Annotated in this window: 25 protein-coding genes; 9 read left to right on the top strand and 16 right to left on the bottom strand. The window is 32.1% G+C overall.

The features are described from left to right. Positions 1-55 precede the first annotated feature (55 nt). Positions 56-3,250: a P-loop NTPase gene (locus tag AC4BB7_RS16590; RefSeq protein ID WP_490483787.1), complete on the bottom strand. Its 3,195-nt coding sequence runs from the start codon at positions 3,248-3,250 to the stop codon at positions 56-58. 274 nt (positions 3,251-3,524) lie between these two features. On the opposite strand from AC4BB7_RS16590, the gene AC4BB7_RS16595 reads away from it, so the two are divergent. Then, a complete protein-coding gene (locus AC4BB7_RS16595; RefSeq protein WP_490483788.1) occupies positions 3,525-4,055 on the top strand; it encodes a hypothetical protein in 531 nt (176 codons plus the stop codon). Positions 4,056-4,214: 159 nt separating this feature from the next. Continuing rightward, positions 4,215-4,556 (top strand): hypothetical protein, encoded by a 342-nt coding sequence (locus AC4BB7_RS16600; protein WP_490483789.1) that lies wholly within the window; start codon positions 4,215-4,217, stop codon positions 4,554-4,556. Between the two features lie 592 nt (positions 4,557-5,148). Here the strand turns inward: AC4BB7_RS16600 and AC4BB7_RS16605 are convergent. From AC4BB7_RS16605 to AC4BB7_RS16655, 11 genes are all read right to left on the bottom strand, one after another. After that, complete coding sequence (locus tag AC4BB7_RS16605) at positions 5,149-5,274, bottom strand: hypothetical protein (RefSeq protein WP_490483790.1); 126 nt, start codon at positions 5,272-5,274, stop codon at positions 5,149-5,151. A gap of 78 nt (positions 5,275-5,352) precedes the next feature. Further along, positions 5,353-5,679 (bottom strand): hypothetical protein, encoded by a 327-nt coding sequence (locus AC4BB7_RS16610; RefSeq protein ID WP_490483791.1) that lies wholly within the window; start codon positions 5,677-5,679, stop codon positions 5,353-5,355. Between the two features lies 1 nt (position 5,680). Next, positions 5,681-5,845 carry a hypothetical protein gene (locus tag AC4BB7_RS16615; RefSeq protein ID WP_490483792.1) on the bottom strand — a complete coding sequence of 55 codons (165 nt, stop codon included), beginning with the start codon at positions 5,843-5,845 and terminating at the stop codon, positions 5,681-5,683. 21 nt (positions 5,846-5,866) lie between these two features. Further along, the gene (locus AC4BB7_RS16620) at positions 5,867-6,328 is read right to left on the bottom strand and encodes a hypothetical protein (protein WP_490483793.1); all 462 of its coding nucleotides are present in this window, start codon (positions 6,326-6,328) and stop codon (positions 5,867-5,869) included. A 31-nt stretch (positions 6,329-6,359) separates the two neighbouring features. Next, a complete protein-coding gene (locus tag AC4BB7_RS16625; protein WP_490483794.1) occupies positions 6,360-6,731 on the bottom strand; it encodes a hypothetical protein in 372 nt (123 codons plus the stop codon). A gap of 26 nt (positions 6,732-6,757) precedes the next feature. Further along, on the bottom strand, positions 6,758-6,886 hold the full coding sequence (locus AC4BB7_RS16630; RefSeq protein ID WP_490483795.1) for a hypothetical protein: 129 nt from the start codon (positions 6,884-6,886) through the stop codon (positions 6,758-6,760). A gap of 212 nt (positions 6,887-7,098) precedes the next feature. After that, on the bottom strand, positions 7,099-7,530 hold the full coding sequence (locus tag AC4BB7_RS16635; protein WP_490483796.1) for a hypothetical protein: 432 nt from the start codon (positions 7,528-7,530) through the stop codon (positions 7,099-7,101). 38 nt (positions 7,531-7,568) lie between these two features. Next, entirely contained in the window at positions 7,569-7,937 is a 369-nt protein-coding gene (locus tag AC4BB7_RS16640) for a hypothetical protein (RefSeq protein WP_490483797.1), read from the bottom strand. 36 nt (positions 7,938-7,973) lie between these two features. After that, positions 7,974-8,672 (bottom strand): hypothetical protein, encoded by a 699-nt coding sequence (locus tag AC4BB7_RS16645; protein WP_490483798.1) that lies wholly within the window; start codon positions 8,670-8,672, stop codon positions 7,974-7,976. Positions 8,673-8,699: 27 nt separating this feature from the next. After that, positions 8,700-9,110 carry a hypothetical protein gene (locus tag AC4BB7_RS16650; RefSeq protein WP_490483799.1) on the bottom strand — a complete coding sequence of 137 codons (411 nt, stop codon included), beginning with the start codon at positions 9,108-9,110 and terminating at the stop codon, positions 8,700-8,702. A gap of 227 nt (positions 9,111-9,337) precedes the next feature. Next, positions 9,338-9,979, bottom strand: a complete 642-nt coding sequence (locus AC4BB7_RS16655; RefSeq protein WP_490483800.1) for a recombinase family protein — start codon at positions 9,977-9,979, stop codon at positions 9,338-9,340. A 183-nt stretch (positions 9,980-10,162) separates the two neighbouring features. On the opposite strand from AC4BB7_RS16655, the gene AC4BB7_RS16660 reads away from it, so the two are divergent. The 7 genes from AC4BB7_RS16660 to AC4BB7_RS16690 all read left to right on the top strand — a co-directional run bounded on the left by AC4BB7_RS16660 (position 10,163) and on the right by AC4BB7_RS16690 (position 15,515). Further along, positions 10,163-10,747: an SLATT domain-containing protein gene (locus AC4BB7_RS16660; RefSeq protein ID WP_490483801.1), complete on the top strand. Its 585-nt coding sequence runs from the start codon at positions 10,163-10,165 to the stop codon at positions 10,745-10,747. Continuing rightward, positions 10,734-12,056, top strand: coding sequence for an SMODS domain-containing nucleotidyltransferase (locus tag AC4BB7_RS16665; protein WP_490483802.1), 1,323 nt, complete (start codon positions 10,734-10,736; stop codon positions 12,054-12,056). The genes AC4BB7_RS16660 and AC4BB7_RS16665 overlap by 14 nt, the downstream gene beginning before the upstream one ends. Before the next feature lie 135 nt (positions 12,057-12,191). Next, the gene (locus AC4BB7_RS16670; protein ID WP_490483803.1) at positions 12,192-12,467 is read left to right on the top strand and encodes a TIGR04197 family type VII secretion effector; all 276 of its coding nucleotides are present in this window, start codon (positions 12,192-12,194) and stop codon (positions 12,465-12,467) included. Between the two features lie 3 nt (positions 12,468-12,470). Beyond that, positions 12,471-12,836, top strand: coding sequence for a DUF3958 family protein (locus tag AC4BB7_RS16675; protein ID WP_490483804.1), 366 nt, complete (start codon positions 12,471-12,473; stop codon positions 12,834-12,836). 15 nt (positions 12,837-12,851) lie between these two features. Then, positions 12,852-14,228 (top strand): T7SS effector LXG polymorphic toxin, encoded by a 1,377-nt coding sequence (locus AC4BB7_RS16680; protein WP_490483805.1) that lies wholly within the window; start codon positions 12,852-12,854, stop codon positions 14,226-14,228. After that, complete coding sequence (locus tag AC4BB7_RS16685; protein ID WP_490483806.1) at positions 14,197-14,571, top strand: hypothetical protein; 375 nt, start codon at positions 14,197-14,199, stop codon at positions 14,569-14,571. Before AC4BB7_RS16680 ends, AC4BB7_RS16685 begins: the two co-directional genes overlap by 32 nt. Positions 14,572-14,777: 206 nt before the next feature. Continuing rightward, positions 14,778-15,515, top strand: a complete 738-nt coding sequence (locus AC4BB7_RS16690) for a class A sortase (protein ID WP_086314544.1) — start codon at positions 14,778-14,780, stop codon at positions 15,513-15,515. A 127-nt stretch (positions 15,516-15,642) separates the two neighbouring features. Here AC4BB7_RS16690 and AC4BB7_RS16695 read toward each other — a convergent pair whose 3' ends face one another. The 4 genes from AC4BB7_RS16695 to AC4BB7_RS16710 form a co-directional block, all read right to left on the bottom strand. Continuing rightward, the gene (locus AC4BB7_RS16695; protein WP_490483807.1) at positions 15,643-16,077 is read right to left on the bottom strand and encodes a hypothetical protein; all 435 of its coding nucleotides are present in this window, start codon (positions 16,075-16,077) and stop codon (positions 15,643-15,645) included. A gap of 347 nt (positions 16,078-16,424) precedes the next feature. Then, entirely contained in the window at positions 16,425-16,646 is a 222-nt protein-coding gene (locus AC4BB7_RS16700; RefSeq protein ID WP_086314546.1) for a hypothetical protein, read from the bottom strand. Between the two features lie 135 nt (positions 16,647-16,781). Continuing rightward, positions 16,782-18,476, bottom strand: a complete 1,695-nt coding sequence (locus AC4BB7_RS16705) for a hypothetical protein (RefSeq protein ID WP_490483808.1) — start codon at positions 18,474-18,476, stop codon at positions 16,782-16,784. 32 nt (positions 18,477-18,508) lie between these two features. After that, on the bottom strand, positions 18,509-19,246 hold the full coding sequence (locus tag AC4BB7_RS16710) for a hypothetical protein (protein WP_490483809.1): 738 nt from the start codon (positions 19,244-19,246) through the stop codon (positions 18,509-18,511). Positions 19,247-19,259 lie beyond the last annotated feature (13 nt).

The raw sequence follows: 19,259 nt of genomic DNA on the forward strand, positions 1-19,259 counted from the left end.
CTTTATAGATAAAAGTGGTGAAAAGTAAGTATAAAATAGGAAAATTTTACATTTATTATTTCTGCTCAACTATTGACGGTATGCCCATCTTTTCAATAGGAAATTTTTTAAAACAAAGTTGAACTACATTTGTTGATTTCTGATAATACTTTGGCAGTGAAATTTGTTGCCTTATCCTGTAGAGATAAAGGGAATGTACACCTTGCTGATTAAAAGTTCTAATTATTTTTTGAATTTTCCAAAACCTAGGGCTATCTTTCTTTAGCTCCCAAAATATAAAAATACAATATTTCCAAACATTACTTCTACATATTGGAATATTATCAACAAATTTTATTTCATCACAAGATGATAAATAATCCAAAATATTGGATTCATACTTAATTATATCAATTCCTTTATGAGCGTTCTTGTCGTTGGGGTGTATTTTCAAAGCATTCTCATATAATGCTTTAGCTTCATTCAACTCTCCTTTTAAAAACTTCATATTCCCATAAGTAACATAGTGGGTAACATTTGCTAATTTATCCCTATACAAAATATGTTTTTTAGCTTTTTCAAAATAAAGTTCTGCTTTTTTAAAGTCGAAAGTACTGTTTTCTCGGTCTGGTCTACAATAAAGCATTGCTAATAAATTCAATGTTATCCCATCTTTTGGATAGTTTTCTAATATTGCAATTCCTTCTTTTTCAGCTCTATCAAAGTCTCGCCGTTCTTTCAAAAGAAAATTTAACCGTTGTCTTCTAGTGATTAGATTTCTTTCGTCAATTTTTAAAGATTCATTAAATAAGTTCTCTATTTTTTCCTGAACATCCCATCGTGACTTTCCTAAATCTTTTCCATATTTCTGATAGAAATTTATCAATGAATTAATATTTGAAACGTTATTTTTATCAAGTTCATAGGCTTTGTTATATAATTTTTGAGCTTCTGAATATTCCTTATCATTTTCATGAATTTTTGCTAGACCATTTACGCTTTGGGCATCATTACTAATTAATCCAGCTATTTTTTCAAAGAGGTATTTAGCGATTTTATTGTGTTTACGCTTAGTTAAACTTAAAGCTGTACTATTTATTAATTGATAATTTTCTTTCGTTACTAGCCCATCTATATCAACAGATAAATCTGATAGTACTATATCTCCATCTCTAAGAATATCCAAGATTTTTTCATAACTTTCATAATGCTGAAATAACATGTAAGCATATTTATAAGCTTTCTCTATAGGAAAATAGTTATTTTCTATAAGAAAAGCTGCCATAACATCAATATTTTGTGGATATTTTCTTATAAGCTTTCGCCACTCATTATTTTTTTTCTCCCGACCAATCTCTTTATCAAGAGTATATATCCAAGCAAGATCAAGCGAATATTCTCTTTCTTTCTTTTGTAATAGTTTCATATAAAAATCATTACTAGAAAATTTTTTAATCAACCTTCTAAAATCAATATTATCGGGAGAGCGCACTATTCTTTTTAGACTAAATACATTCTTTTCAAATTCAATAATCGTTTCTTCGTCCATAAAATTACCATCAATGAGTTCTTCTATATATGACTGAATATTTCTATTATCAGATTTATATTGAAAAAACATATCAGCTACCATATCGTGCTTTAGAGTGATTTCTCCTTTATTTATGTCCCAATTTACAGGCTCGTTTGTTGAATCAAGTCTTATTTTTTTGAAATCATCCAAGAGTAAGGAAACAGTTATTTCGGAAAAATTCGCCAAAAGTTGAACTCGAGTTGGAATATTAAAATAAGATAGTGTTGCAATATAGGCAAAAGATAGGGAAAGTTTTCTATTTACATCTTTCATTAATCTTTCCCATTCAGACCAGTCAAAAGGGTACCATGTTTTCATTGTGACACTATTCTCTTTGGATAATGATTTATTATATTTATAAATGATGGAATAAAATAGCTCAACAATAGAATATTGACTATAATTTTCTATGTTTTCTTTAGTTAAACCTTGTAAATCAAGCTGCAACTTATCACTCAGAAATGATAGCATTTTATTGATGATCTTTTTTTTCCAATTAGTATTCAAAAGATAGTTTAATGTGTGCCCCTCTAAAAAAATCCCAAAACCATGACTTCTCTGTGGATTGTCACTATTTGACAAATGAATACCAATACTTTCATCTTCCCATAAGGTAAGCTGGAGGGAGGAGAAGAGTAATTCCAATCTGTTTGTTCTTTCAGAAAAAATAAATTTTATATTTTGAAATTTATCAATACTATTTTTATAAATTAATTTTACAATGTCATGATTAGCAAAAGGACTATCTAAAAAAATATATGATTGTTTATTTTGGGCACTAATTAGTTCTAGATCCTCTCTAATATTATTCATATCTATATTATCATCAAGAGATATGATGTACACAGCAATGTCTTCATTATCAGATAGGTCAATCGCAAGAGTTAATAATAGAGTTGTCTTTCCACTACCGCCAGCACCATATAGAAATAGTGGCGCATTTGAATCGGATGCTAAATTATTGAGGCAAAAAGATACTAACTCTTCGTCTCTCACATCCGCCTCATTGTAGATAACTGTAGATAAAATTCCAAAATCACTATTGATACGTGTATAAAAGGAGGTAATTAAGTCCATTTTTTGTTCACTATATTTAGTTTTATACTCATTAGTAATATATGTAAGGTTAGACTTGAGGCGACAAGAAATATTAGTCTCTAAAAGAAACTTTTCTTTAATTTTGGAATATAACAAGCTATTATTTGGCTTATATAGTGTTTGTACACGTTTGTCATATTTATTAGCTTGGTTTAAATCTTCCTCAATGACAAGAACCAAAATCTCAGCAAAAAACTCTGCATATTGTTCTTTATTGTAGAATCTAATAAGTTTTTCTGTAGTGCCTCTATTAAATAAACGAGGCAAATGTTCTTCCTTGCTCGTCAATAAAGCATCTATTTCTTGGGAAACAGCTTCTACCTTGAATTTATTATTTTTATCATCACAATAGTTTTTAACTTGTAAAATTGCTTTATCTCTATCTGAATCAATTTGATTCTTTATTGACGGGCTAACCTTCCTTATCCCTCGTACTACTAGATTTGCCTCTCCAGAGTTCACATAAATAATATCAATATCTGTGGAAGAGACCATATCTTGTATTGTATGGATAAGTTTCTCATCAGAAAAATCATGTAATATCTTTATGATTTTACATACACCACTAAAATTTACTCGCTCCTGAATATCCTCAACCATGTTATCATTCCCCCTATTGCTTTTTATAGTTTTTCTGTAGACTTCATGCAGTGCTAGTACTTATTTAATCATAATAAACAACTAACGATTGCTAAACACCTAAGTAAAAGTAGAGGTAGCATAAAATAAAGTGTAAAAGTTATATTGTAGTTTTTATGTCTTATCTTTCCAAGACCATATTTAGTAATATAAATGTATGAATTAATTCAATATATAGTATATCAAAATTTAAACTCAGGCGCCTGAAATTTTGCAAATTTCATGGAGGTTAACAATGAAAAAAGTTAAATTAGTTTTAGAAGTAATAAGTATCATTTTGTCCTTAATGGGCTACAAATGGATTGTTGCAGGAATAAGCTTACTTTGTTTATTTCCTATAGTAAATAAGAAAGGAAGTATGAACACTATGGACTCTGAACAAATATTGTATTCGTTACAAGATGAACTTTCGACAATTTCAAAATTTAACGGTCTGAAAGTAACTCGAATGCAGAATACCATAACCTTAAAAAAGGCTATATCAGCTGAGCTGAATGATTTTTCTTTGATTAAAGATAAGTTGCTATTTTTAATCAGTCTTATTGATGACCAGCAAATTCAAGATGTATTACTAATGAGTTTAGCGTTATCCGACGACTATGCAAATATTCCTACACTTATTCAAAGACGGAAAAAATATTGTCAAAACACTCAAATTAGCATAGATAACGTTCTACTGCTCCATACTGTTGGCATAGAAGAATTAAGTAAAATCATATTAAAATTATCTGATAAGAAAATTTCATTCCCTTCAAATCTCCAATAAATATTGACAAAATATCTTTCTGTGATATAATTCACAAACAGAAAGATGAATTTTCGTAGCTTAACATAGATAAAGTTAATCCCGTCGCTGGGTAGGAAATTTATTAATGACCTATTCCAGCGACGGAAGGGGTTAATTTTATAATAGGACTGATTTGTTATGAAAAGAGTACATGGAGAAGAAGCTAGTAACGAACTAATTATTGCCGTCATTCAAACATTGCATCCGGCTGACAGAGGTAGATGGTATGATTCTCGGAATAGAACTATCGGATGTCTTAGTCTTTTAGGTGTTGATTTCGATAATATATTACCTATACAGATGAATAACGGAGAGGTTAGAACAAATGATATTGCGAAATTACAAAAACAAGAGGCGATTCATACTATCGATGAAATAGGACTTCTTTTGAAAAAACGTATAGGAATCAAGAAAATGAGTATCGCTACGGGGCTAACTTTAGATCAAATCAAAGAGATAAAGAGTCTCATTCATGAATAACTTAAAAAACGCCTTAGAAAGAAAGTAAACGTATAATACGATTAAAAAAACTTCTTTCAATGAAAATGAGTTGGCAAATATTGAATGAAAAAGAACTGAAGAAAAACATCAACTTATGTCTTTGGTTATTTCAATCCTAAATGAACGATTGAGAGAAATCTCGAAAGCCCCTAATACTTATATTTCACCAAAACTAGCAAAAATTTCTTGTTATATGCTGACCATTACGTTCTAGTCATGCTCCAAAAGACTAAGTATTAATTCATCTTAAACAGCACCTTTGAACGTCTTTGCGATAAGTAAGGACGTTTTTCTTTTATCTATATTTGGCAGTTTTTGTACGATATAAGTGAGACTAGTGTAATATTTGAATTTGTGTATATGGAACAAAAAAGAGGTTTTCATACGCTGAAAACCTCTTTTGCCTGTGAGTAAGTTCTATGTTATTAGTTTACTGTTTTGTCTTTATGGTGATGTATTATTTACTTGATTAATCGTAGGAAAGAGGCTGGCCAATAGCTCTACGGTTCGCATCTTATAAACAGTGGAGACAGAAGCAACTCTTTCGGAAATAAACGCTTCTGCCCCAATCTTAAAACAAGTAGTTGATGTTAAAATAAATGACCACAATGTGGGCATTTAGCGGTGCCAGAAATCTGATTGGAACTGTACGATTTTCCAGCGCACTTTGGGCATTTTCTTGGTTTACTTGGGTCATACCCAAATTGACCTTCTAAGTAATACGTGTGTTGTACCACGGTGTTTCACCTCCCCTCAAGTTTGATAAACGCTTTGGTTAGCTGATTTCATCCACGCGCCTTTGGATTTCCAGTTCTCTATGAACAGAATCAATCTGTGTGAGTAGCTGATTGTAATGATTCAAAAAATCTGCACGAAGGGGTTTAAAGTCACCAAATCTGGCTATGAATGGATAAGCTTTTCTGATTTCTTCCGATTTTTCTATTATGAATCCTAATGAAGAAAAATCACCCGAACGAACAGCGACGTTCAACTCTAGACAAAGGTCTTCGATGATGTCCATTAACCCATGAACTTTTTTTACTGTTCTTCTCCGAAGATACAGTCCGCTACCTAAAATTAATACGATTATTATAATGCCCAACTCAATTATCCTCCTTAGTATTCATATGTTCTTCATTTTCCTTTTTCTGTGCACGTTTATCCATTTTCTTCTGGACAAAATGTTCTGCCTTATTAACTAGTACTCCGAGTATTGGTCGAGAGAACACTAACAGCATTAAACCGATTAATATTAAAAATTCTTTCATGATAAATCCTCCATTAACTATTTAAAAAATACTAGTTTTCTGCTTGTAATCAATTAGTTCACGCTTGATGCTCGCATTTTCATCTAGTTCAAAAACAGCTTTCTCTACGGCCGTTAATATGACATTAGGGTCAAGTGGATTGATTTCATTTCTTGTTTCATCAATGAAAAAAGTTATCTCTCCCGTATCCTCATAAATCAGATAGGCGGTAAACTCACTTTTAAATTTCTCATACTTAAATTGAATTCCTTTGCCTTCTAGAAGAACCATTTTTATATTTCTAGCATGGACAGGTGATAAATCTAAGACGTCATAAAGTTCTTCGAACGTTTGAATATTAGTATTAAAAACGTGTTCCTGACGCATAAAATGATTAGAGCGTTCTTTTATTTCCCCTGAATCAGTAAGTTTTTTCTTCTTTGCATTGTTTACAGCTATAGCAATTCCACCAACAACACAGATTATTAGTATTTTAATTATCATTGAAAAATACCTCCTTTAATTGATTTAAAAATTATTTAACAAAAAGATCAAAGACTTCTTCGTCTTTCCATAGTAGATACATAAATAGTACTGTACTTACTCCAAAAACAGCTACAAAGATAAAATTAGGTTGGCGTAAATCTTTTAACTGTTTATTCAGCATTTCAGGATCACCCCAAAAATTTTTTCCAACTTCGCCATAATTCCGATTGTCAAACCCAGAGCCAAACCCTGAAATTGAATATTCTTCATGACTAAACACACTGCCAGCGTCATAGGTATGTCCCCGATAATTTATACTTCCTGCATTCCTGAATCCCAAAAATAGTGTCAATATACAAGATATTACTGCAATGACTAAATATGTTTTGGTTTTACTTGCTAATCGTTCGAATCTTTCCATTAGCTTTCTCCTTATTCTCATTTCATCTAAAAATCTAATAATTGTTTAATCTGTGCAAATACTTTTTCTCCATCCATTCGCCCATAATCAGCTCTATTAATAATATCTACAGGAATTGTTTCAAGTTTTTGTTCCAATTGCTTTCGGTAAAACATCACTTGTGGACCAAGTAAAACTGTAGATACTTTATTCTTTTCTAAAATATTATTCAATTCAGAAGGCGAAACGGTGATTAGGTTTAAACTATTTTCTTTATCAAATTTTTTAATGTTTTAACTAATAAACTTGCTCCTAAATTGGCACTGATAGAACAAATTAAAACGATTGTTACTTTACATTTTTTCCTTCTTCAAAAGATTTTAGAATATTAACGAGATTTTCCGCCATTTGAAACCCTATCGCAAAAGTTCGTGGAAGTCTCTAATTTTTTCAGTTTCGCATATACCTTGTCATAGTTCAAACTAGATTTTGGAAGACATATAAAGATGCTGTAAAACGGATTAGTTCCTGGCTCTGGGGTAGTCTTGTAATACATTTCAAATTGGGCATCTGCACTAGAATAAGTGATTTCGTCTAAAGTCTCTGTTTCGAATAGCTCATTAAACATTGAAATCATTTCCTGTTCAGATGACCCCAATCTCATAGACACAACTATCTTCCCATCATATATATGTTTAGATTCATAGACCTGTTTATATTTGTATACTCCAAAAGATCCAATGAGTACAACTATTAAAGTGATGAATATTATGATCGATTTCTTTTTATGCTTCTTCATGTCATTGCCGTTAAAGATCATATAAAGGGTACCTCCTTTTGATTGATAGATGATTCGTATTATTGTCTTCTTAACGACAATACTTTCGGTGCAAAAGTAGCACTTGATTCTGAAGTCGAAGTTAATAGAATTTCATTATTATTTTTCACTTCAACCAGATAGTCAACTTCGCCACCTGTAATATGTGAACCATGCAAAGTATATTTCCCATCACTATCCGCTTTTTCTGAAAGAGAATAACTACCATCTGGTCCACCATTGAAACCGAATAACGAAGCACTGACTGAACCATCATCGAATGAAACAACTGTGCCGTTTGAATTTTTCCACATACCAACAATGCTAAATGATTTCGTACACCCTACAGTCAAAACAACACCAACTAATAACAAGACTGTTACTAACAGCCTTTTTTGCATTTTCTTCAAAAATATCTCCTCCTGTTATTTCATAGTCTACTAAAGTTATTCGACAGTCCATTGAATGAAGTGTCTTTTTTCAGTAATATCTCCATATTTTGAGTCTTGATAGCTACCAAGTCTACGAGGCTCTCCACCATTTATGGAAGCAATATAAGCTTCGGGTTTATCTGTACCAAGTCGAGAGTTAAATAGGATTTCCTTACCATCAGAGGAAGCTATTAAACTCTCGTTCCTCCTTGAGTTATCTGGTAATAGACTTGTTGTTTCTTGGGTTTCGCTATTTTTTGATTCGGCTCCAATAGTTAAATAATGAGTTTCATCAAGCCAAGAAACAAAATCACCAGTTGCCTCAGCTCCGCTTAGTAGCTTTTCTGATTGTACTTTAATGGTTATTGTATTTGTTAGAGAATTAATGGAAACTTCGTAGTTGGTATAACCACCATTAATTGATGGGTAAACACTATAGGTCTTTTCTTTAAATTCTATTTCAGGGGCTACAAATTCGGCTAAGGTTTCTAGAGAAACATTGTTCACAGGCACGTACATCACTTTGCTATCAGTGTCGAGTCCATCAAGAAAATAAAAGTTTTCACCTACGAATCGTGGGTTATAGTGTTTAGGTACAGAATCAGAAAATCCGCCCTGATTGCTGATTTGGTTTGTTATGTCTGTTTTATTTCCATCGATATCATACCAGCCAACGTGAACAGAACCATCCGCAAATGACTCTGTATAAACCAATCTGTCAAAATCAGCATCAAAATATGTTCAATTACTTATAGTGTTTTCATCAAAATATGGTCTGATGGTTCCTCCCTTTGGATTTAAGCTTTGGTTCAGGTTTTCATAAGTTACAAACTCTTTAATCGTCGTAGATACGCCAGAATTTGCGTTTATTTCTTCCAAAAGAAATTTGTACTCTAATATTGAATCCGAACCATTTTTTGGTGTCCTAGAAATAGGCTTAAAAGTAATAATCTTTCCAGAATAATCATATTTAGCTTCCTCTACGCTACTTTCAATAGTTTTTTCCTCTATTTCTTTTGTTGAATTTTGCGTAGGCGTGGTCGAATCCTCGTAACTACTATTGGCAGTCTGCTTGTTAGCAGAGCAAGCTACCAGTAGTGTTATACATGTAACAACCCCTAATGCAGCAACAATTTTTCTTAACTTTTTCAAAGATAAGATCCTCCTTTTTTGTTTCCAATAGCTCCACCGAACCAAGGATAAATAGATAGCTAAAAGAAAGCGCAAAAACGCCAATCCTAAAAGGTAGTAACCTTATAGAATCAGCGTTTGAAATTTAATGAAATATGTATTTTAGACCTCTACGAAACGTTGGTTAGGTAGAGAATTGGTTGAGTAAAGCTTAACATATTTTGTTAGACATTTAAAGGTATTTTTGTCTATTTTCTTCTTGAAAGGTTATTGCGACGGGCTACATTGTATATCGTAGATTCAGCTACGTTGCATCTTTTCGCAATATCCCTAATCGGTATAGAGTTAAGAATATATAGATCAATGATTTTTTCCTCTGTCTTTTTCGGTAACCCTTTATTACCTAATTTCTTTCCTTCTAGTTTGGCTCGTTGCAGTCCATCTCTAGTTCTTGACCTAATATTATCTAGCTCCATTTCGGCCACGAAACCAAGTGAGATACAAAGCATTTTACCTACAAGAGTATTTGTTTCTAAGTTTTCTTGCAAGCTGATAAGTCGAATATTATGTTCGTTAAATTCTTCTATTAAAGAGATTAGAGTAAACATTCTTCTAGTTAATCGGTCTAGTCGGTAAACGCATATTGAAACATCTACTTTTTTACTTGCTAGTTCCTTAGCTAATGTAATGGCATTAGCGAGCTCTATCCGATTATCTTTCCCACCACTTTCTTTTTCTGTAAATAGAACATCACAGTCACTTAACGCAGCCTTCTGAACCTCCATACCAAGCCGTTGTTTGTCTTCTTGACTAGAAACTCTCGCATAGCCAATCTTTACTCTTTCCATTTTCTCTAAGTTGATTTGCTTATTTTCTTGCTGTTTTTCCATTTGAAAAACCTCCATATAATTAGTTTATGTTACTACTATATGGTATATGGAAATACAAAATAAAAAAATGAGCATGATTAAAACATCATAATGATAATAGTTCATAACTATCAACTGATTAGTGAAACAATGAATTATTTGATATAATGTTAATAATTAAATACACATTACGGGGGTCGGAAAATGTCAAAAAAACAAGAAAAGTTGCATGAAGAGTTAAAAAATTTTATTGTCAACGTTGGATGGACTCATAAAATTCATATCGTTCGATCGGATGAATACTCACATTATTCATTTGCTTTTAAAGTAGTCAGAGTAGTTGTTGCTGGCTTGACGTCGTCTGGGCTAGTCGGAATTTTGTTCAATCAAGAAGCTTTTATCTTAAAACTTATTACTGCTCTTCTTTCTTTTGCAACCTTTGCCATGAATGGTCTGGATAAAGCCGTCGATTTTGACAAACTGTCCTTAAAAGAAAAAACAGATGCTAACAATTTCTGGGAGCTAAGGATTGAAGCAGAATCGTTACTTCATGATACCACCTTTAATACAAAAAATATGGATAAAATTGAGAAGCAACTAGCAGAATTAAAGAAACTCAGAAAACAATATAATGACGGATTATTAAATGTTCCAAATAGAACCGTAAATAAAGCATGTAAAATGATAAACGAAAGAAAAGACAATGACTATTCAAGTGATTATATCAAGTTTATAGCACCTGAACTATTAGAGTTGAAAGTTGAGGATAGTGTTGATGACACTAAGTAACCATTTTGAAGCTTTTTGCAAAGAAATCACCGTAGATAATGATGAGATTGAAAGATGGACTGATCGGATAAAAGAAATTACAAAAAAACTTAATAAAAAGTATTATGATAGTTCGAGCAATGAAGACAATATACTCATAGTCGGAAGTGTTGGGCGTGGAACTGCTATTCACAATGTGAGTGATTATGATTGTATTTTTGAGTTACCCTCAGAAAAATTTAAACAATTTGATAACCATTCTGGCAATGGACAGTCTGCGCTTCTTCAAGAAGTAAAAAAAGAAATACAGTTAAGGTACCCTAGCACCAAAGTTAAAGGTGATGGACAGGTCGTTGTTGTTTCATTTAGTGATGGGGACGTCGAATTAGTGCCTGCCTTTAGACAAAGTGACGATAATTTCAAGTACCCTGATTCTAATAATGGAGGCTCTTGGAAAATAACAAAACCTCTAGAAGAGATTGAGGAAGCCGAATGGATGGCTAAAACAACTGAAAATCATTATATAAATTTTTGTAGATTGATGAGGAAATGGAAAAATGAAATTGGTTTTAAGTTTAAGGGGTTACTCATTGATACTATGGCGAAAAACTTTTTTGATGAAGATGATGATAGAAAAAATCTGAAATATTCCAATTATTATGATTCACTTGTTTATTTTTTTAAATTTTTATCTGAACAAAATGCAGATTGCGCTTATTGGTATGCACTAGGAAGCAATCAACAGATAACAAATAACGATAAAGGCAAGTTTATAAAGAAAGCAAAAAAAGCTTACAATAAGCTGAAAGATGTTTCTGAGGATTCTGAAGACGCAATTACAAAATTGCGTGAGTTACTAGGAAAAGAATTTGCTAAAACAGTTGAAGAAAATAAAGCTTCTCTATCTGCTCAATTAGCTCCAAACGAAGAATTACCTGAAAATAAATTTATTGTAGATGTTCGGTATAACCTAAAACTTGATTATACAGTTGAGCAAGATGGGTTTAGGCCAAAAAGAATGTCATTTTTTATAAAAAATAAATTCAAATTGAAAGCCAGAAAAAAATTAAATTTCTACATTGAAAGTACAGACATCCCTGATTACTTATTACCCAACATAGAGTGGTATTGGAAAGTTAGGAATGTTGGATCAGAAGCTATAAGAAAAAATTGTGAGCGTGGACAAATCAGAAGAGGCGCTAAAACTCATCAAGAACCCACAGACTTTACTGGGAATCATTATGTGGAATGTTATGCGGTAATTGACAAACGGATGATTGCTAAGGGACGTGCTAGTGTCCCAATCGATATAACTTATGGAATTGACTAATTCTAAAATAAAGACTATGTAGAAAGGGCTTTTAATAGGCCCTTTCTGTATAGGTAAAAATGAAAAAGTTCAGATTGTAGCAAAATGTAAATAATGGTAAACTTAATATAGAATAAATAAGCAGAGGTGAAGCAAATGTCAAACGGAACAATTAGTTCAGATGTAGGTGTAGCATCTAATTATATTACCCCTATCTCAAGCGCAAAAGATTCAGCGCTTGAAACCAGTGTTAACTCTTCATCAATTAGCTTTTCTAATCTTTCGGCATCCGATAAAGTAAAAAGTGTAAATGGTAAATCTTTAACAAGTATTAGCCAATACGGTAGTGCGTTATCTAACGACTTAGCGAATTTCACTTTAATTGCAACTACATTCGCTGAAAAAGATGCACAAATTGCGAATGGGGGTTAAAAAATGGCAGAAGAAAAGAAAGATAATTTAGACGAGATTATTGCGATTAATCGAGAACTGCAAATACTAACTGACGATTTAGATGAAAATAAAAAACAAGCTGAAAAACTTACAGAAGCTGACGATATTACCCATCAAATCTATAAAGAAAATACTGATATCTTGGACGAACTCGCCTATTACTGGAAAGGCAACAAAGCAAATCGTTTTTTACATATGGCTCATGAAGACAACGAACATGAATACAAGCAAACCATGAGAACTTTAGATGGTGTCCATTCAAATTTACAGCAAGAACAAAAAGCATTAGTTAATAAAGAAGAAGATTTACTAAATAAACAGTTGAAACTAAAACAAGAGAGTCGCTAAAAGGAGGTTCTATTATTGGGGTTAAAAATTAGAGTAAGTGAAATAACTAGTTATTTAGATCAGATAAATAACTCTTTATTTACTAAGAATGACGGCTTAAATCAAATCATGCAAGGTATGCAAAGCTTTATTGGAGCGCCAGAGTTAACTGGTGATGCGTGGTCGGCTGCCAAAAGCTACGCTGAAACTGCCCACATTCCACTTTTGCGAGGTCAAGTTCGGGCAAATGATGAAATTACAAATGATAATCTAACGTTTGCTAGTCGTATAGCTGAAAAAATTGAAAATGAAGAAATTGATGAAGATGCATTAAACCGAATTATTGAACGTTTAGAGCAACAAAGACGATCAATTTTATACAGAAATAGCTTAATGACTAATAGTCCGTCATTTGGTACAAGAAACGTTAATGCCGATGATGGTTCTAATTCAATTACTATTCAAATTCATCAACTTAGAGAAGAAATACAATCTTTACATGATTTAGAGAGTTCTTGTTCTGATTTATATACTACGGCTGATTCGTTACTAGATAATGTCAGCCAAGGTCTATCTGCACTCTCTAGTACGAACTGCTTTGATGGTTCTAACGGCATGTATAGCACCTCTAAGCTAAAACTTGACTGGGCAAAGAGTATTAATAAGGAATGGAAAGATAACTTTGTTTTGCCATTAGACTATGCAAAACTCGTTCAGGAGATTAAAGATGATAAAAGTTTGTCTCCTACCGAAAAAGCCGAGAAAATCGCTCGTGTATATGAAAATTACCTTTATTCTTTGGCAAAACCTGCTTTTGATGAATATGATAAAGTTAGGCTTAATCCTAACTCAACTGATAAAGAGTTGGAAGATGCTGAAAACAGATTAGGAAAATTTTTACAAGGTCTCGATGTGGATATAAAAGCGGTTGCTAGACGACTTGGTGATGATGCAATAGATGTATCTGGAAGAAACACATTAAAGTATTTGCAGTTTGTTGATATGGTAAATACAGCTAAACCATTAGATTTAAAAAATCGTGGATTTAGCGATAAAAATTATTCTCTCTGGTCAAGAGAATGGTCACCAGATTTCATTATTAAAGAAGACGGAATAGACGTTAATCACTCTGCTGATTATTTAGGTAATTATCTATTTGGATATTACGGTCAAGGAAGTCTTCTTCTAGGTGATGAAACCCTCAAAATGGGAGCTGGTGGTGCTCAAATCCTAAGTGATGCTAACAAAGGAAAACCCAATAAGTTAATAGCATATACCGCACTTCTTATTAATGTTGGGCCGGTCAAAGCTATAAAAATTTGGAAAGATACTGGCTATGGTGATAACTCCGCTGATGGGGATATGGTTCAGGAGGGTATAAATGATTTCAAAAAATACAATAAAAACAGGTAGTGTTGTTATAGTCATTTTACTTTTCTCACTTGTCTTCTTTTTGGTTCCTAAATATCAAGGAGCTAAATATCTTCCCCATGAAGAAAAAGAGATTAAAGGGGTAATACATAAAGAAAGTATTGAAGCTATAGTACGTGTTTATGTGGACAAAAAAACTGGAGAAAACCTTACAGTAGAACTTGTTAGAGAAAACGGAGATATCAATCAATTGGAAAAACAAGCTGGCACAAAACAAATTTTATACTCCCATAGACTTAATGCTGGCGAAAAATATATCATTAGAGTAGTAAATAAAACTGATTCAACTATTATGTCTAACGTTAAAGTTGAAGATAATGACTAAACATAAATAGAGATTGCGATTATTGCAATCTCTATTTATTCATTTTCTTAAAATTCTTAAATTTGTAAAAGCTCATCTTTCACTGAGTTTAAATTTTATTATTAAAAGTTGTTTTATGGAAGTTGCTTATTATAAAAAAATAAAGATTTTAAACTAGGGTTTCAAATTGTTTTATGATACACTTAAATAAAAAAAGGAGGAAGCTTATGGCCTCAAGAAAAGAACGCCCTAAAAAGAAAAAATCAAGAAAAAGAAATTGGCTGATCAATATCTTCCTATTCTTATTATTGATTGTTGGTTTAGCTTTAGTTTTTAATACACAAATCAGAAATTGGTTGATTCAACAAAACGGAAAAGAATATGCCGTGGAGAAATTGACACCTGAAATCGTTGCAAAAAATAATCAAACGGACACTTCTTTTGACTTTGAAGCAGTTGAATCTCTCAGTACAGAAGCAGTTCTAAAAGCCCAGCTAGCTAATAAGAACCTGCCAGTTGTTGGTGCAGTCGCATTGCCTGATGTAAAAATCAACTTACCGATTTTTAGAGGACTAGACAATGTTGTTTTATTAACTGGTGCAGGGACAATGAAACCTGACCAAGAAATGGGTAAAGGAAATTACGCTCTAGCCAGTCATCGAGTGCAGGATATGATTTCTTTATTCTCACCATTGGAGTATTCAAAACCAGGGGAATTAATTTATACGACTGATTTAAATAATGTTTATACATATAAAATCACTTATGTAGAAAAAATCGATCCTTCTAGAGTAGAGTTGATCGATGATGTTCCAGGTAAAAAGATGATTACTTTAATTACGTGTGGTGATATGTACGCTACAACACGTATTGCCGTTCAAGGTGAATTAGAGTCCGTAACACCGATGAAAAAAGCTACACAAGCTATGACAGATGCGTTTAATATGGAACAATTAACCTTGTAATATAGGCTTACAAATAGAGGATAAAATCGGCTAGTTCTGGTTTTATCCTCTATTTTTTAGCAAAAAAAAGAGCAATCATCAGATTTCTCTGACAATCGCTCCGTGTTTTTTTCGGCTCTAAAACAGTTTAATATTTTTCAGGAGTCAAGAAAAAGTAATCCTTAATCGTCCCGCTCTTATCTACATAAGCAAACATAAACCATTTTCCTTTTGAAACTTTATAGTTTTTTACATTGTAAAAACCTGTTAAAGCTGCATTTCCAGGTACAACGACTGGTTCTAATTTAGCTTTTTCGAAGTTATTAAAACCTGCACCACCAAAAAAGTCAAATTCACCAACAACTAAATCAAAATTAGCATTCTTTTTAGTTAATTTTAATACTACTAATTCAGAATTAACCGCTCTACTATTATTCACATCATTCGCAGAAAAATACTGTCCACGACGTGCAGGAATAGTCTCAGAAACTTTTACAGCTGCTTGTGCTTGACTCGGTAATAACGCAAGATTACCTAAGCCAAAAAGAGAAATCAAACCTAAAATAACAATAATTTTTTTCATTATTTCACCTCCTTTTTCTTTTTTAATAATATCAAAAAACATGCTCGAAATCAATATATTTTTTACATTTTATTAGTTTATTTTTACCCTTAAAATCAAAAAATAATTAAAAGAACAAAAAAATAAATTGAATCGCCATAGAATAGAGAAAAAAATACCATCAAACACTTTTTAAATTATATTTATATGTTTTTTTATTCAATATTCAATGATTAATTATCCTATAAACCTTTATAAATACATGGATATCTTAGCTAATAAACTGCTGAATAGTTTTTAGAATCGACTATTCCATACCAAAAAAGATCAAAATATTCTTTGTTGATTGAATGCTCTGATCTTTTTGGTTAAAAGTGACTCATTTTTTTCATTCGGTAATAACTATAGCGGATCATTGATAAGATTAACACGATTGGGTACATAAATAACGTGACAGCAAGCCATTCTAAGCTGAATACAGAAATGAATGATATGTGATTAGTAACAGCATAAATCAACGGCATAACGATTGCTAGCACCCCATAATATACACTCATCTCAAATACTACTGTTTTATACAAACGCTTCATAACTCATTTCCCCAATCTCTTTTGACTTTATTTAGTGGTATCTCTCTTTGTCTTTTTTCTACTATTTCATTGTACTTTTTTTTCTTGAGAGATACATCCATCTATGGTCTGAGATTCATCTAAGCAATTTGATCTTCACGTTGTACTGCCCTTATTCTTTTCGCCATTTTGTTTATTCAAACTATGACTATTTAGTTTTATAATGTAGACGGATAGGCATAACGCGGATACAAGCGTTACGACAGAAGATACTCTTTGAATTGTAGTTCCTTCATATTTAAAAGTTAAGCGTCCAGTCCCATTCACCTCTACTTCGCAAAAACCATACGGAATCTCGCTTTTCTTTATTTGGCTAACCGTAGCTTGACCTTCGACTTCTACTTGATATCCTTTATAATAAACAATCGGAAAGAGCAACCTTGTTTTTTTCGTTTCTTGAAAATCCAGTGTCATGGCATCATAATTTCGCTTTAGATTATTAACCTTAGATGAAGATGGTTCAATGATTAACTCGTGAGGATTCATCATATATTTAAAACCACTAGGCAAATATTCACGCCCATATCCCACTATCTCCGGATTTACTTTTGCAAAAAACGAATAAGGAACATGCCGACCTTTTTCAAACATTGTTGTTTTTAATCCCACCTGATAAAAGAGGCATGAAGTAAAAAGTAGTAACCCAATTACAGGTAAGTACGATCGTTGAATTATCTTTTTTTGCGGAAGCAACTGCTCTAATTCTTCGCTAATAAGCCAGCTCATGCACAATGTTACGATCGTAAAGAAACGCCAAGGAAATTGAATACTATTTAGTAGCGTCTGATTAAACAAGCGGTAAGGAAAATAACTGGTAGATAAAAATAAAAATAGATAACTAATAAACAATAATTGTTTCCCTGTTAATGAAAGTTTTTTTCCCTTGAACAAAAAGACAGCCATCATAATAAAATTAAAGATTCCTAAATTATTAAACCCGATATTCTGCCATGCATTTTTTAAGTAATAGGGTAACGAACGAGCTGTTTTTTCTAAATAAAACATCGGATCTGTTTGCACCATTAATTTTTGAAATTGCAGTTGCTCCAGCATGGAAAAGAAATACATAGCAACTAAGCAAAGTGTACTAAATGCGGTAATGACCAAATACAATATTCTTTGTTTCTCCTGTATTAATTTTTTCCAGTTTAAAAGCAAAAATACGATGATAAACAAACAAAAGATAAAAGCTGTAATCAAGTGGCTAGCAAACATCAATGTCATTCCGATCATCAAAAAGTAAAACTGCTTGTAGTCTTCATTAACAATTTTCAACAGTCCAATAAATGCGATTGGAAGAATCATTAACGCTAAAACTTCTCCCAAAGCTGCCCTAAAAATCACATCACTTATACGATAAGAAGCTAAACTATAAAGCAATGCAAATAATATACTTTTTTGTCTATTTCTACTCCACAAATGAAAAGAATGGTAACTTATAACAAACGTTAGAAAATTGATTCCGATTAGATAGACGACATATGATTGAGAGATCGTTAATCCTGTTAGTCTTAGTAATGCAGCTGGGTATAAAAGTAAATCTGGATAAAAAATATTCGAGGCATACCCCATACCATTCAAGAAAAAGTAATTGATTTTAGGAAAGTAGTCTCCACTTACTATCGACATCTTTAATCCTTCAATACGCCCTAGATGAAACTGAATGTCATCCCCTAAAAATAGTTGTTGTTGATGAATCATTGATAGATAAATACTGCTGATACTCAAGGCTAAGAACAGGCTATATAGTAATAGGAGAAAAAGAGTTTTCTTTTGTTTAATAGATTTCAATTTATCCCCCCTACTCTTTTTTTATATTTCTTCTATATGTTTTCATCAATTACATCCGTGATATAGAAATATAATTGATTGATATGTTCCTCATTATCAAGTTCTACAGCTATCGATTTTTGTAATTCATTAGCGTCTTTAGCCGCTTCAATGTTTTCATAAACTTGTAAAACAGAACCTTTTAGCTTCCCTTTATCTTTCTTCATCAACGCATGAAGGTCATCCAAATTTTTTCCAAGACTTATATTTATTAAACTACTAACATCCTTGATTGTTTCATCTAGATCATTTTTAGGTAATTGTCTTTCTTTAGATGGATTTGAAATCGTCAATGTTTGATTTTTTAATGTAACTAGCTTTTTTTTCTGGTCAAACTGGTAGTCAAAATCGATATAAGTAAATATTTTCAATTCATCTTGCTGATAATACTTATTGATTCCTCTAAAATAAAGACTTTCTCCATCTGTTGTTATTGAATACTCGGTTGGCGCTAAATAAGTATTCGCTGTCACAAAATGCTTATCAAAGACAATTTGAATATCCTTATAGTAGCTTGGTAGTTCTACTGAAAATTTTTCTTTCAGTAATTTTTTCACTTCTTTTTCATCTAACTTTCTATACTCAAATTTCCCAAATGGTTTTTCTTTTTCTCCTTGCCATGTTAAAGGTTTGTCTTTTGCATTCAAAATGTCATGACCGTTGGATGCTGTACATCCACTTAACATAAGAATCAGAAGGACAAACAGCACCATTTTTATTTTTTTTTTCATAACTTATCCTCTC

It is taken from the genome of Enterococcus sp. AAFC-DPL-5182, from assembly GCF_058216605.1.